This is a genomic window from Bacteroidales bacterium, from assembly GCA_021648725.1.
GTDB lineage: Bacteria > Bacteroidota > Bacteroidia > Bacteroidales > JAADGE01 > JAADGE01.
On record JAKISF010000031.1, the window covers coordinates 1 to 13,849 of the forward strand.

General features: G+C 34.0%; 15 protein-coding genes. 4 read left to right on the top strand and 11 right to left on the bottom strand.

The features are described 5' to 3' along the window. Positions 1-137 precede the first annotated feature (137 nt). The 5 genes from L3J35_10955 to L3J35_10975 form a co-directional block, all read right to left on the bottom strand. Positions 138-1,919, bottom strand: a complete 1,782-nt coding sequence (locus L3J35_10955; GenBank protein ID MCF6366708.1) for an acyl-CoA dehydrogenase family protein — start codon at positions 1,917-1,919, stop codon at positions 138-140. An 81-nt stretch (positions 1,920-2,000) separates the two neighbouring features. Then, the gene (locus tag L3J35_10960) at positions 2,001-3,170 is read right to left on the bottom strand and encodes an acetyl-CoA C-acyltransferase (GenBank protein ID MCF6366709.1); all 1,170 of its coding nucleotides are present in this window, start codon (positions 3,168-3,170) and stop codon (positions 2,001-2,003) included. Between the two features lie 67 nt (positions 3,171-3,237). Next, a complete protein-coding gene (locus L3J35_10965) occupies positions 3,238-3,597 on the bottom strand; it encodes a four helix bundle protein (protein MCF6366710.1) in 360 nt (119 codons plus the stop codon). Between the two features lie 110 nt (positions 3,598-3,707). After that, a complete protein-coding gene (locus L3J35_10970; GenBank protein ID MCF6366711.1) occupies positions 3,708-6,110 on the bottom strand; it encodes a 3-hydroxyacyl-CoA dehydrogenase/enoyl-CoA hydratase family protein in 2,403 nt (800 codons plus the stop codon). Positions 6,111-6,129: 19 nt separating this feature from the next. Next, positions 6,130-6,588, bottom strand: coding sequence for a MarR family winged helix-turn-helix transcriptional regulator (locus L3J35_10975; GenBank protein ID MCF6366712.1), 459 nt, complete (start codon positions 6,586-6,588; stop codon positions 6,130-6,132). A gap of 133 nt (positions 6,589-6,721) precedes the next feature. Here L3J35_10975 and L3J35_10980 point away from each other — a divergent pair, with 133 nt between their 5' ends. From L3J35_10980 to L3J35_10990, 3 genes are all read left to right on the top strand, one after another. Continuing rightward, on the top strand, positions 6,722-7,336 hold the full coding sequence (locus L3J35_10980) for an ATP-binding cassette domain-containing protein (protein ID MCF6366713.1): 615 nt from the start codon (positions 6,722-6,724) through the stop codon (positions 7,334-7,336). 24 nt (positions 7,337-7,360) lie between these two features. Then, positions 7,361-8,152 (top strand): ABC transporter permease, encoded by a 792-nt coding sequence (locus tag L3J35_10985; protein ID MCF6366714.1) that lies wholly within the window; start codon positions 7,361-7,363, stop codon positions 8,150-8,152. Between the two features lie 135 nt (positions 8,153-8,287). Then, entirely contained in the window at positions 8,288-8,722 is a 435-nt protein-coding gene (locus L3J35_10990) for a bacteriohemerythrin (protein ID MCF6366715.1), read from the top strand. A gap of 58 nt (positions 8,723-8,780) precedes the next feature. Here L3J35_10990 and L3J35_10995 read toward each other — a convergent pair whose 3' ends face one another. The 6 genes from L3J35_10995 to L3J35_11020 all read right to left on the bottom strand — a co-directional run bounded on the left by L3J35_10995 (position 8,781) and on the right by L3J35_11020 (position 12,793). Continuing rightward, complete coding sequence (locus L3J35_10995; GenBank protein ID MCF6366716.1) at positions 8,781-9,251, bottom strand: nucleoside deaminase; 471 nt, start codon at positions 9,249-9,251, stop codon at positions 8,781-8,783. Positions 9,252-9,294: 43 nt separating this feature from the next. After that, positions 9,295-9,540 (bottom strand): NifU family protein, encoded by a 246-nt coding sequence (locus L3J35_11000; GenBank protein MCF6366717.1) that lies wholly within the window; start codon positions 9,538-9,540, stop codon positions 9,295-9,297. 25 nt (positions 9,541-9,565) lie between these two features. Beyond that, complete coding sequence (locus L3J35_11005) at positions 9,566-10,696, bottom strand: Mrp/NBP35 family ATP-binding protein (protein ID MCF6366718.1); 1,131 nt, start codon at positions 10,694-10,696, stop codon at positions 9,566-9,568. A gap of 119 nt (positions 10,697-10,815) precedes the next feature. Next, positions 10,816-11,133, bottom strand: coding sequence for an MGMT family protein (locus L3J35_11010; protein ID MCF6366719.1), 318 nt, complete (start codon positions 11,131-11,133; stop codon positions 10,816-10,818). A 32-nt stretch (positions 11,134-11,165) separates the two neighbouring features. Then, positions 11,166-12,062 (bottom strand): rhomboid family intramembrane serine protease, encoded by an 897-nt coding sequence (locus L3J35_11015; protein ID MCF6366720.1) that lies wholly within the window; start codon positions 12,060-12,062, stop codon positions 11,166-11,168. A gap of 8 nt (positions 12,063-12,070) precedes the next feature. Further along, a complete protein-coding gene (locus L3J35_11020; protein MCF6366721.1) occupies positions 12,071-12,793 on the bottom strand; it encodes a rhomboid family intramembrane serine protease in 723 nt (240 codons plus the stop codon). A gap of 109 nt (positions 12,794-12,902) precedes the next feature. Between L3J35_11020 and L3J35_11025 the strand changes: the two genes are divergently transcribed. After that, the gene (locus L3J35_11025) at positions 12,903-13,778 is read left to right on the top strand and encodes a permease-like cell division protein FtsX (protein MCF6366722.1); all 876 of its coding nucleotides are present in this window, start codon (positions 12,903-12,905) and stop codon (positions 13,776-13,778) included. Positions 13,779-13,849: the final 71 nt, after the last annotated feature.

Below are 13,849 nucleotides of genomic sequence, written 5' to 3' on the forward strand. Positions count from 1 at the left end.
CAAAATTGTTTACAACACCCGGGAGCTTGTAAGACCTAATCGGAAAAACATTCGAAAACATCGGCAAAAGAAACCTTATTCTATGAATTACAAAAGGTTATGACAGATTATTAACTAAACGACATTGCATTAAGAATCTAAAAAGGATATTTATTAGCATCAATAATTTTATCTGCAATTTTACGTCTTGCACCGATTACATTAACACCGTCAACTTTTGTAAAACGTTTCATTCCCATTAACATTCCCATTTTTTCATTTCCTTCGGCAAATGAGTTTAATGCATCATCCCCGAACTTCTTAATGGCTGCTGCTGTGTCATAAATATAGACATCAAGCATAGTTTTATAAAGTTCTGCTTTATCTTCGCCTTTCATATTTTGTATTTTCTCAACACGTAACATAAAGGATTCTGCTGCATAGGTCAACATTAACATATCGGCTGCTGCAAATAATAATTCTTGCTCATCTTGTAACTTGTCTTGAAATTTCTGAGCTGCTGCTCCTGCAACCATTAAAATTGCTTTTTTGAAATTCTTAACGGCTCCTTTTTTCAACTCAAAATAATCTTGCGTTGTTTCACCAAAATCAGGAATTCCCATCAGTTCTTTTCCGACTTCCATTGCAGGGCCTAAAATGTCAATTTCACCTTTGAATGCTCTTTTAAGCAATTCACCGACCATAACCATTCGGTTAATCTCGTTGGTACCTTCAAAAATTCTGTTTATACGTGCATCACGATATGCTCTTTCAACATCAGTTTCGGCAGAATATCCCATTCCTCCGTATATTTGAACACCTTCATCTACAACATAATCCAAAACTTCTGAACCGTAAACTTTACCGATTGAAGCTTCAATTGCATATTGTCGAAGACCTTCTAAGGAAGCTTTCCCTTTATCCATTCCTTCTGCAACATAAGCATTTATAGCATCATCAACATTTTGAGTTGCTCTGTAAATAAGAGATTCAGCTGCAAATGTTCTGATTGCCATTTCAGCTAATTTGTGTTTAATTGCACCGAATTGAGCAATTTGTGTTTTAAATTGCTTTCTTTCGTTTGCATAACCTACTGAACTTGTAAGAACAGCTTTTGCAGCACCGATACATGCGCCGCCAAGTTTTAAACGACCAAGATTCAAAATATTTAATGCGATTTTGAAACCGCCGTCTCTGTCTCCTAATAAATTCTCAACAGGAATCTTAACATTTTCATAATAAACTTGAACGGTAGAAGAACCTCTGATACCCATTTTTTCTTCTTCAGCACCAATTGTTACGCCGTCCCATTTACTTTCAACAATAAATGCAGATAAGTTTTTATCATCACCTATTTTCGCAAATACAATGTGAATATCTGCTATTCCGCCATTGGTAATCCAAATTTTTACACCGTTTAATGTGTAATATTTGCCGTCATCACTCAATATAGCTTTTGATGTTCCTGAATTCGGGTCGGAACCGGCTTCTGCTTCTGTTAAACAATAAGCACCGATTAATTCGCCGCTTGCAAGTTTCGGTAAATATTTCTTTTTTTGGTCTTCATTACCGTAGTAGAGTATAGGTAAAGTTCCGATACCTGTATGTGCAGAAAATGCGACAACGTAAGAAAAACCTCCGCCCATTGCTTCAACAACTCTCATTGATGTAACCGTATTCTGTCCGAAACCTTCGTATTCTTCCGGAACAGAAACACCTAACAAGCCAAGCTCGCCGGCATCTTTTAAAAGTTTTGTTAAAAGCTCACGATCATGTTTGTCGAGATCATCTACTTTCGGCAATATTTTAGTTCTAAGAAAATCATGGCAAGTTTCTGCCATCATATTCTGTTCTTCGTTAAATTCTTCGGGGATGAATATATCTTCAAAGGATGTTTCTTTTACCAGAAATTCACCGCCTTTTAATGTTTTTTTATCCATTTTATTTAGATTTTAGACATTAGATTATAGACATTAGATTTTAATCTTCTTTTGTCTGATATCTATAATCTATTGTCTCATTTATAATAATTCAAATATTCCGGCACCACCTTGTCCTGTTCCGATGCACATTGTTACCATACCGTATTTTTGTTTTCTTAATTTCATTTCGTTAAGAAGTTGTACGGTAAGTTTTGCTCCGGTTGCGCCAAGTGGATGTCCCATTGCTATTGCTCCGCCGTTTACATTTACAATGTCAGAATTCATTTTCAATTCTTTTAAAACTGCAAGTGATTGAGATGCAAAAGCTTCATTAAGTTCGAATTGCTCAATGTCAGCCATTTTCATTCCGGCATGTTTCAATACCTTCGGAATTGCTGCAATCGGCCCGATACCCATTTTGTAAGGTTCAACACCGGCAACTTGATAGTCAACTAATCGAGCAATCGGTGTAAGATTATATTCTTTCACAATTTTTTCAGAAACGACCAATACAAAAGCTGCTCCGTCTGACATTTGCGAAGAATTACCTGCTGTAACTGTTCCGCCTTGTTGAAAAACACCCTTTAACCTTGCTAAACCGTCAATGTTGGATTTTCGGGGGCCTTCGTCTTTATCAACAATATATTTACGTGTTTGCTTTTTACCGTCTGCAAAATAATCATCCGTAATTTCAATCGGCACAATTTGACTGTCGAATTTACCGTCTGCTTGAGCATTTAAAGCTTTAACATGAGAATTTAAAGCAAATTCATCTTGTTGTTCACGAGTTATATTATATTCTTTAACAACAGCTTCTGCCGTTAAGCCCATTCCGTGCCAATAATCAGGGTGTGTTTTTGCAACTGTCGGGTTCGGTAGAGATCGCCAACCGCCCATTGCAATTTGAGACATTGTTTCAGCACCTCCGGCTATAATCATATCTGCCATTCCTGCTCTTATTTTTGCAGTAGCAATAGCAATTGATTCTAAACCTGATGCACAATATCTGTTAATTGTTGAGCCGGGAACTTCAATTGAGTCCATGCTCATGATAGAAATCATTCTGCCCATATTTAAACCGCTTTCAGCTTCGGGGAATGCATTTCCGACAACTATATCGTCAATTCTTGATTTTTCTATTTGCGGAAAATCGTTCATTAAATGTCTGACAACGGCTACTGCGATATCATCGGGGCGAGTAAATTTAAACTTGCCTCGTGGTGCTTTACCTATTGCCGACCTGTATCCGCCAACTATATATGCTTCCATATTATTTAGATTTTAGATATTAGATTTTAGACATTAGATTTTGAACTGTCTATTGTATCTAATAACATTAATGATTACTTTTTAATTTGTTTTGTAAACCTCTGCTCATCTTCTGGATTTCATCTATATTTTCTAATAGACTATCAGAAGTTTCTTTATCAAAATAATCCAATTTTGAAGCTATAATAACCTGTGTTTGCAATTCATAGGAAGAACCATTTGAAATTCCGAGAAAATGATTAAATTCTTTATCTGAGTTTCTTCCGGCTCCTTCTGCAATGTTTGAAGGAACAGAAACAGACGATCTTCTCATTTGAGAAGTTAAACCATATTTCTCTTCAGTCGGAAACTTATCAGTTGCTTTGTAAATTGTAACAGCCAAATTAATTCCTTTTTTCCAAATATTTAGTTCTTTTAAATTATGCATATTTTATCTTTTGATAGTGAGATTTTACTTATATCTAGATTTAAGACTTTTAGATGATTAGTTTTTGAAGTCTCCTTAATTTCTATTGTCTAAAATCTATTGTCTTATATTTAATTCCGTAAAATTTTACCTTTAGTTATCAAACTTTGCATTCTTTCAAGCGTTTTCTTTTGCATACATAGCTCAATAAATGCTTTTCGTTCAAGTTCTAACAAATATTTTTCCGTAACTTCAGTCATGGGTTGAGAAATATCACCTCCTGCCATAACATAGCCGAGTTTTTCAGCAATTAATTTGTCGTGTTCAGACATGTAACCGCCTACGGTAAAACTGTCTGCTCCTACGAGATACATTCCGTGTACTTCTTTTCCGAGAACTTTTACATTTGTTCTTGGTGCAGGTTGCGTATATCCTTTTTCTACCATTTGCAATGCAACTTTTTTAGCATAAGGAAGTTGATCAATATCGCTGACAATAACTTCATCGATTCCTTCACGTAAGTAACCTAAATCAAATGCTTCGTAAGCTGATGTTGAAACTTTTGCTTGTCCGATAGTCAGGTAGCGGTTAAGATATGCATTGTTCCGAATATCTCCTTCTTTTATTTCATCTCCGAGACGAAGGGCAAATTCTTTTGTTCCGCCACCGCCGGGGATAACGCCTACTCCAAATTCAACAAGTCCCATGTAAGTTTCTGCGTGAGCAATTACTTTGTCAGAGTGCATGGAAAGTTCGCACCCGCCGCCGAGTGCCATACCGTGCGGACAGGCAATGACCGGAATTGATGAATAACGCAAACGCATCATTGTATTTTGGAACATTTGAACGGAATAATTTAGTTCGTCCCATTCTTGCTCCACAGCCATCATAAATATCATACCGACATTTGCTCCGGCTGAAAAATGATCGGCTTCGTTTGAAATAACTACGGCTTTATAATCAGCTTCTGCTAAATCAATTGCTTTGTTTAATGCTTGTAGAGTTCCGCCGCCTATTACATTCATTTTAGAATGAAATTCAACATTAAGAACGCCGTCACCTATATCAAAAACAGTTGCTTCTTCGTTTGTATAAACAACATTTGTTTCTCGTAAAATATCGAGTGAAATCAGATCTTCACTACCCGGAATTACTTTGTATGATTTAGACGGAATATCATAATATAATTTTTGTCCGCCTTCAACTTTGTAGAACGATTTTGCACCGCTGTCAAGCATGTCATAAACCCATTTTGCAGGTTTTCTGCCGATTTCTTCCATTGCTTTTACGGTTTCTTCAACGCCGACTGCATCCCAAGTTTTAAATGGCCCGAGTTTCCAACCGAAACCGGCATTAAGAGCATCATCAATTTTATACAATGCATCGGTAATTTCGGGAATACGATTTGATGAATACCAAAACAGAGCATAAAAACTGTCTCGCATGAATTCTCCTACTTTGTCTTTGTCAGCCATGAAAATTTTTACACGTTTTCCTATATCTTCCACGCCTTTTGTTTTTTCAAAAACTTTAAATTTAGGTCGTGCATCAACGGTATATTCCATTGTCTCAAAATCGAGAGTCGGAAATGTTTTTTTACCGTCAACCATCACTTTTGTTGAAAAACCTTTTTTAGATTTTGAACCGAGCCAACCTTCTTTCAGCATTTTCTCAACATAATCCGGAATTTGGAAAAACTCGTTTCCTTCATCCTTTGTACTGTCTTTTATACCGTTTGCAACATGAACCAAAGTGTCTAAACCAACAATATCAGCCGTTCTGAAGGTTGCTGATTTTGCACGACCGATGATAGTTCCTGTAAGTTTATCCATTTCAGTAATATTTAAACCGTAGTTTTTCACATTATTGAAAAGATACATGATTGAGAATGTTCCGATACGGTTAGCAATAAATGCCGGTGTATCTTTTGCATGAACAGTTGTTTTTCCCAGGAATCTGCGAGCATAATCGCCTAAAAATTCAATTACTTCAGGATCTGTTTTTGTTGACGGTATGATTTCAAAAAGTTTTAAATACCTCGGCGGATTAAAGAAATGTGTTCCGCAGAAATGTTTTTGAAAATCTTCGCTTCGCCCTTCGAGCATTTGTTCAATAGAAATACCGGAAGTATTTGTTGTAATCAACGTTCCTTTTTTTCGATATTTCTCTACATTTGCAAAAACTTGTTGCTTGATGTCCAGTCTTTCAATTACAACTTCAATTACCCAGTCGCAATTTGAGATGTCTTTTAAATCGTCATCAAAATTACCCGTGGTAATACGTTTTGCAAATTCTTGTCTGTAAATTGGTGTGGGTTTTGATTTTAACGATGCTTTTAATGCATCGTTAACAATGCGGTTTCGCACTGCTTTGGTTTCAAGTGTCAGACCTTTAGCTTTTTCAGCATCTGTCAATTCACGAGGAACGATGTCGATTAGTAATACTTCGAGACCGATATTCGCAAGATGACAAGCGATACCGGAACCCATTACTCCGGAACCGAGCACTGCCACTTTTTTAATTCTTCTTGCCATGATGTATAAATATTAGTATTTAGATATTTGATTTGTTTTGTTTAATATTTGCAGGGTTTTCCTGATAAGCTATATTGTTAATTGTATCTATAACCTTATAAAATATCTTCAAGTCATTTTTTGAAACGTTTTCAAAAACTTTTTTGTTAAAATCAATCAGTATTTTTTTTACAAACTTTCTTTTTTCAATTCCGCAATTTGTAAGAAATATCTTCATAATTCTTTTATCATGCAGGTCTACTTCTTTTCGTATAAAGTCTTGGTCTTCCATTTTCTTTAATACTCGGCTTAAACTTGTCGGTTCCATTCCGAGCCTTGCAGCTATTTGAGTTGCCGGAGTGCCTTCTCTGTCAATGTTTACAAGTATATATGCAACTGTTTGAGAGGTGTCGTGCTGAGAAGCTATTCGGTTGTACATCTTTGTGAGGGAGTGCCATGTTCCTTTGATGTGAAAGTCTATTGTATCTTTTAAGTTCATAAAACAATATTATGCATGCATTGCAAATTTACAAATAAAATCTTATGCATGCAAGGTATTATTTGTTTTTTTTTAATCTTTGTTTTGCTGTCTTTTTAAATTAAATCTTTTTCTTTGTTGAAAAGTCTGATTTATGATAAGCATAAGTGATTTGAATATTAATTTTAAGAATGAAATTGTTTTTAAACATTTTTCGCTAAATGTTAATAAAGGAGAAAAGATTGCTGTTACCGGCAAATCAGGAAAGGGAAAAACCACTTTATTAAATTTACTTGCAGGCTTTATTCCATATTTTGAGGGCGAAATAAAAATTAAAGGAATTTCTTTAAAACCTGAAAATATTTCTGAAATTAGAAAGCATATTGCGTGGCTTCCGCAAGATACATTTTTGAATTTAAAAACAGCAGAAGAACTTCTATATGCACCTTTTGAGTTTCTGTTAAACAAAGAAAAAAAACCTTCAGGAAAAGAAATTTTAGACATCTTTAATGAATTTGATTTGCAAGAAGAACTACTAACAAAAAAAATTAAAGAAATTTCAGGAGGACAAAAACAACGAATTATTCTTGCAAGTTGCTTGTTGTTAAAAAAGCCTTTGCTGCTTATTGATGAACCGACATCGGCATTAGATGATAAAATAAAAAGGAAAGTAACAGATTTTATTCTAAACAAAAAAGAGATAACTGTAATAGCGGCAACTCATGATGATTATTGGATTAAAAATTCCGGTAAAGTGATTGAGTTGTAATATTTGGGATTAATTGAGATTGAAATGGAAAAGGTTATTGATATAAATTATTTTGAGCTTTTTACCGGTTATGCATTGATGCTTATTCCGGTGCTTGCTCTTTGGTATTACAAAACCGGACTGGTAAAAGATACAATAATTGCAACAGCAAGAATGACTGTTCAGCTTTTGCTTGTAGGTTTATATCTAGAATATATTTTTGAACTGAATAACGCCCTAATTAATGTCAGTTGGGTAATTGTTATGTCAATAATAGCTACATATACAATTATCCAAAGGAGCGGTTTAAAATTTAGATTGTTTTTTATTCCGGTTTTATTATCCGGTATTATAAGTATTGCTGTGACAGATACGTATTTTTTAGGCTTTGTCGTAAAAATAGACAATGTTTTTGATGCTCGTTATTTTATTCCGGTTACGGGAATGCTACTCGGAAACACAATTAGAAATGTAATTATTGCTCTTGATGCCTATTATAAAAGAATTGATGAAGAGGAAAATTTATATCGTTGGTACTTGGCAAACGGAGCAACCAAAAAAGAAGCTCTTTTACCTTTTATGCGCAATGCTCTAAAAACCGCATTTAATCCCATAATTGCAACAACGGCAATTATGGGTTTAATTTCTTTGCCGGGTATGATGACAGGGCAAATTTTGGGAGGAAGCAACCCAAATGTTGCGGTAAAGTATCAGATTATGCTGTTAATTACAATATTTTCTTCAGCGGTATTAAATGTTGTTTTAACAATAGTCTTTTCAAATCGCTTTGCTTTTGACGGTTTTGGCAATTTAAAGAAAGGGATTTTCAGACGCTAAGAATAAAACAGAACACAACAAGGTATAGTCAGGCACATACGATAAATGCCATATTTATACAAATAAATAAACAAGCTATGCATTTAGTGTAAAATTATTGTATGTTTGTCAAATATCACAAATAAAAACACTAATATGTACTTTAACTGGGAAAGAGAATATGAAACAGGAGTTGAAAAAATTGATTCTCAACACAAAAAATTAGTAGAAATGATAAATCAGTTATATAAAGATTTAGTAATAAACAATAATATTAATTCTCTGAACGAAGTTATAATGGATTTAAAAATATATACAATATTTCATTTCAGTACAGAGGAAAAATTATTTAAAAAATACAATTATCAAGGTGAAGATTATATTTCACACATAAAAAAGCATGAACAATTTAAAAAGAAGATTGCAGATTGCCTGGGAGACACAACATCTTCAAAAAAAGAACTTGCATATAATATTTCCGAATACCTTAAAAATTGGTTAATCCACCATATTCTTGATACAGATATGAAATTTGCAAGTTTTTTAAAGCAAAATAACTTTACGGAAATTACAACTAATGATAATTCCTAAACGTGCATTAAAAAACAGCCGACAATTTTTTTTTTCTTTATATTTTCTCGTTGTCAAATTAATATTCAGTTTTATCTTCTTTTCTTTCCCAGTCTTTAAACGCCTTTAAAGCTTCTTCTCTTGATATTTGAATGTTAGGGATTTTTCTTTTTTCGAACGGCAAAGCAATTTCTTCATATATAAAAGAATCATCAAAACCGATATCTTTTGCGTCTTTTTTTGTGTTTGCAAAATATAATTTATCAAGCCTTGCCCAGTAAATTGCACCGAAACACATAGGACAAGGCTCACAAGATGTATAAATTTCACAACCGGACAAATTAAATGTATTTAATTTATCGGCAGCTAATCTTATTACAGAAACTTCTGCATGTGCGGTCGGGTCATTGTTTTCAGTAACCTTATTACTTGCTTTAGCTATAATTTTACCATTTTTTACAATAATCGCACCGAAAGGCCCGCCTCCGTTTTTAACACTTTCTATTGACAGCTTAATTGCTTCTGCCATAAATTTCTCTTCCTTTTCCATCAGCATAAATTTTTACCAAAGATATAGAAAATATTTTTAGAATTTATACGGCAACAACTTCTTTAATTTCCGGAATTGCATTTTTTAAAGCATTTTCAACACCGAATTTTAATGTTTGAACACTCATCGGGCATGTTCCGCAAGCTCCGATTAAGCGAACATTAACGGTTAAATCATCAAGAAAATCAACAAATTCAATATCTCCTCCGTCTGCATTCAGGTATGGCCTTACAAGTTCAAGAACTTCGTTTATTCTTATTATATATTGTTTTTTTTCAGAATCACTCATTTTTTGGGTTGTCAGAATGAATATTTTATGTTGAACAACCCGCATTAGGGTCTATTTCAACTTTTTTTGTCGGATCTAATTTTGAGTTTCGTTCTTCAATTTTTTCTGCTACTTTTTTCGCTAATTCGGTAAATGCTTTTCCTGTAACGGAATTTTCATCAAGAGATACCGGCTTTCCTTCATCTCCCGACTCTCTTATACTTTGCACCAACGGAATTTGTCCGAGCAAAGGAATTTCCATTCGTTCAGCTAAATCTTTTAATCCGTCTTTTCCGAAAATATAATATTTGTTGTTCGGAAGTTCTTCCGGAGTAAACCAAGACATATTTTCAATGAAACCGATAACAGGAACCTCTATTTTTTCTGCTTTAAACATACTAACACCTCTGAGTGCATCTGCCAGTGCAACTTGTTGCGGTGTGCTGACAATTATGGCTGCGGTAACGGGCATTGCCTGCACAATTGTTAAATGGATATCTCCCGTTCCCGGAGGTAGATCCATTATAAAATAGTCTAAATCACCCCAGTCTGTATCTTTAACAAATTGATTTATGGCACTTGTAGCCATTGCACCTCTCCATATTAAAGCATCTTCGGGTTTAACAAAAAAGCCGATTGACAACATTTTAATGCCGTGTCCCTCAATAGGAATTATAACATCTTTGCCGTTTATTTTTTTTACTTCGGGGTGAGCACCTTCAACACCCAACATTTTAGGAATTGACGGCCCGTAAACATCTGCATCCAACAAACCAACTTTTGCTCCGCTTTTTGCTAAAGCAATTGCAAGATTAACCGAAACCGTTGATTTTCCTACACCGCCTTTTCCGGATGCAACAGCAAGGATATTTTTAACTCCGGGTAACACTTTTTGTTCGTCCGTTCTTCCGGCAGAAATCTTTTGAACTTTAATTTTCGGAACAGACTTAATATTTACAGAAATATCTTTTGAAAGTTTTTTGTTGATAAGCTTGATACAAGCCGACTCTATTGATTTCGTAAACGGATTACTTTTTGGCAAATCAACAGAAAATGATATTTTATTATCTTCTGAAACTAACGAGTTAATAGCATTTAAACTTATTAAATCTTTACCTGTTTCGGGGTCTTTAATTTCGGAAAGAACCGTCAGAACCTCTTCAATACTGTACTTCATTGTCTTGTGCTTAATAAATCTTAATAAAAATAAAGTGCAAATATATGAATTTAGATTGATTCTAAACAAGGCTTTTGTAAAATAAATTTTTCTTTTGGATTAAAAAGCATTATAAAACGCTATTCTGGTTGCCAAAAGTGTTTTTCAAAGTCAACAATTCTGTTGTTTTCAACTTTAATTCCTTCGTTTTCTAACAATTCCTTCATAGTGTCCATGTTTGCAAAATGTTTTTTTCCTGTCAGCAAACCGTTTCTGTTAACAACTCTGTGTGCAGGAACAGGGGGAATATGTAATTCTGATTTGTTTAAAGCCCACCCGACCATTCTGGCGGATTGTGCCGAACCTAAAAATCTTGCAATAGTGCCATAGCTGGTAATTTTTCCGAAAGGAATTTTGCGTGTTACGTTGAACACGTTTTCATAAAAGTTATTTTTCATTTTGGTTTTTTGGTGTTTGTTGTTTTATTTTATTAGTGTTTTTGTTTAAATAAAAAATCTTTTTCTTTTTTTGTAAGACTGTTATATCCTTTATCTTTAATTTTATCTAATATTCTGTCAACTTCTTCTTGGTTTCCTTTTTTTGAAGAATTATAATCCCAATCTGATTTGGGTTTCCTGTATTTTAATCCTCTTGTTGCCCTCATTTTAGATCTTTTACGCTCTGTTTTCCCGGTTGTAAACCACGAAAAAATTGAGTTCAAAAAGTTGTTAAAAGAGCGTGTAATATCTTTTCCGTTTCTGATGGCATAACCAAACCAAAGACCGTAAACTGACCCTCCCATGTGGGCAATATGGGCGATGCCGTCGGAAGCACTTCCTCCGGTTTTTAAATTTCCGGCTAAACCCATTAAATCAAGAATAAATGCAACTATTGCAATATACTTTATTTTAACAGGACCTAAAAACAATAAATGCATAATATAGTCTGGTTTATAAGCAACAACTGCAAAAACTATTGACATAACTGCAGCAGAAGCACCTATAATTCCCACACTTGTATCTTTTAAAAGATAATTTATTCCCAGGTGTAAAAGTGCACCGGCTAAACCTCCGAGAAGATAAACGGCAAGCATCTGCTTTTCATTAAAGTATTTTAAAAACATTTTTCCGAACCAGAACAGCCACAACATATTCATTAATATATGCATAAATCCGTCATGCAGAAACATATATGTAATCAATGTCCAAGGTTGATAAATAAGTTCTTCAAAAGAACCGGGGACACTTAGGTATGATTTTGCATCATCGGGTAAAAAAAGGAAGACAATAAAAAACAGGACAAATGCTGCTACGTTAATATAAATTAACTTAATCAACATTGAACCTCTTTTAAAAGTTTCTAATATTTCATTCTTTTTGTTAATCATACTTAAATTTAATACGGTGTGTAAAAATTACTTTTCGGCCCTTTGCCCTTGCCCCAAATCTTAATAAGAATAAAACCGAACAACATACCTCCGAGGTGTGCAAAGTGTGCAATGTTGTCCCCCTCTGCATTGTTAATGCCCAAAAGCAATTCAAGAGCACCGTAACCGATTACAAAAAACTTTGCTTTTATAGGAATCGGAACAAACATCAGTTGCAATTCAACATTCGGAAATAACATGCCGAAAGCCAATAAAATTCCGAACACAGCACCTGAGGCCCCGACGGTAGGAACAAACATAATACTTTCTGCCGTTCTTAGATTTATTTGACTGAACATATCTAAGCCTTCCGGAGAAACTCCGGAAACTAATGCTTGGTACTGAAAGTACTGCACTAAAGAATGAAGTACTGCTGCACCCAAACCTGTAACAAAAAAATAAATCAAAAACTTTTTTGCCCCCCAAACACGTTCTATAACTTGTCCGAATAACCACAAGGCATACATATTAAAAACCAAATGCATTAATCCGCCGTGCATAAACATATGTGTAATAACCTGGTATGGTTTGAACAGTTCGGATTTAAAAAAATACAGCCCAATTTCGCGAGCTACAATAACATTACTTGACGATTCAATTAAAAAAGAAACAGCAAAAACTGCGACATTAATTATTAACAGTCCTTTTACTGCTTGGGGGATATTTGATAAAATGTTTTGCTTTCTGTACATATCTTTTGTTTAATTTTATGCAAAAATACTAAAAGTTTCATAAATTACTTTCGTAACGGTAAATACTAAAAAATATTTAATATTTTTACAAAAAATAGATTGTCTTTTTATGGCTGCAAAACAAAATAATAATTCGGTTTGGAGAGTACGAGGAGCACATTTTCTCTCAATTGTAAGTATTACCATGGTGTTACTTATGATAGGAGTTGTTGCCTTAATGCTTTTTAATGCAAAAAAATTGTCAGATTATGCAAAAAAAAATATCGGCTTTACCGTATTTATTGAACACAACACAAAACCTGCCGAGATACAAAGGTTAGAAAATGCTCTTCAAATTGCTGAATATTCTGTTTCTGCAGAATTTGTTTCAAAAGAAAAAGCTGCACTTATTATGAAAGAGGAGCTGGGAAAAGACTTTACAAAAGTTCTGGGATATAATTCTTTGCCAAACTCAATTGAGGTAAAACTATACCCTGAATATACTTCCGAAGACAGTATTTTAAATATTAAAAACAAGTTGAAACGGTTTAGTTTTATAAAAGACATTTACTATCAACCCTCTTTAATTTCGTTTATAAATGATAACGTCAGAAAAATGAGTATTGTCGGCATTATTATTACTGCATTTCTGTTAATGATTGCCGTGAGTTTAATTAATAACACAATTCGCCTGTCTATTTTTTCAAAACGATTATTAATAAGAACCGCACAATTAGTAGGTGCAACAAAAAGTTATATAAGAAAACCGTTTATTATTAAAAGTATAATTTCGGGAATTTTAAGTGCTGCACTATCATCGTTGGTTTTGGTAATGTTAATACTGGTTTTGCAAGAAAACTTTGAAAACATAATTAGTTTTGAAGGTTTAATAGAAATTGTTGTGTTTATTTTTGTTTTCGGAATAATTATTACCGGAATTTCCGGAAGGTTTGCCGTAAGTAAATATCTTAACTTAAAAACTGATGATTTGCATTTTGAATACTAAACTTTCGGATCTCATTTCAGGTTGCAATTTCTTGCACGAAGCACCCTGTACATGTTCTGGATTGCTTGATT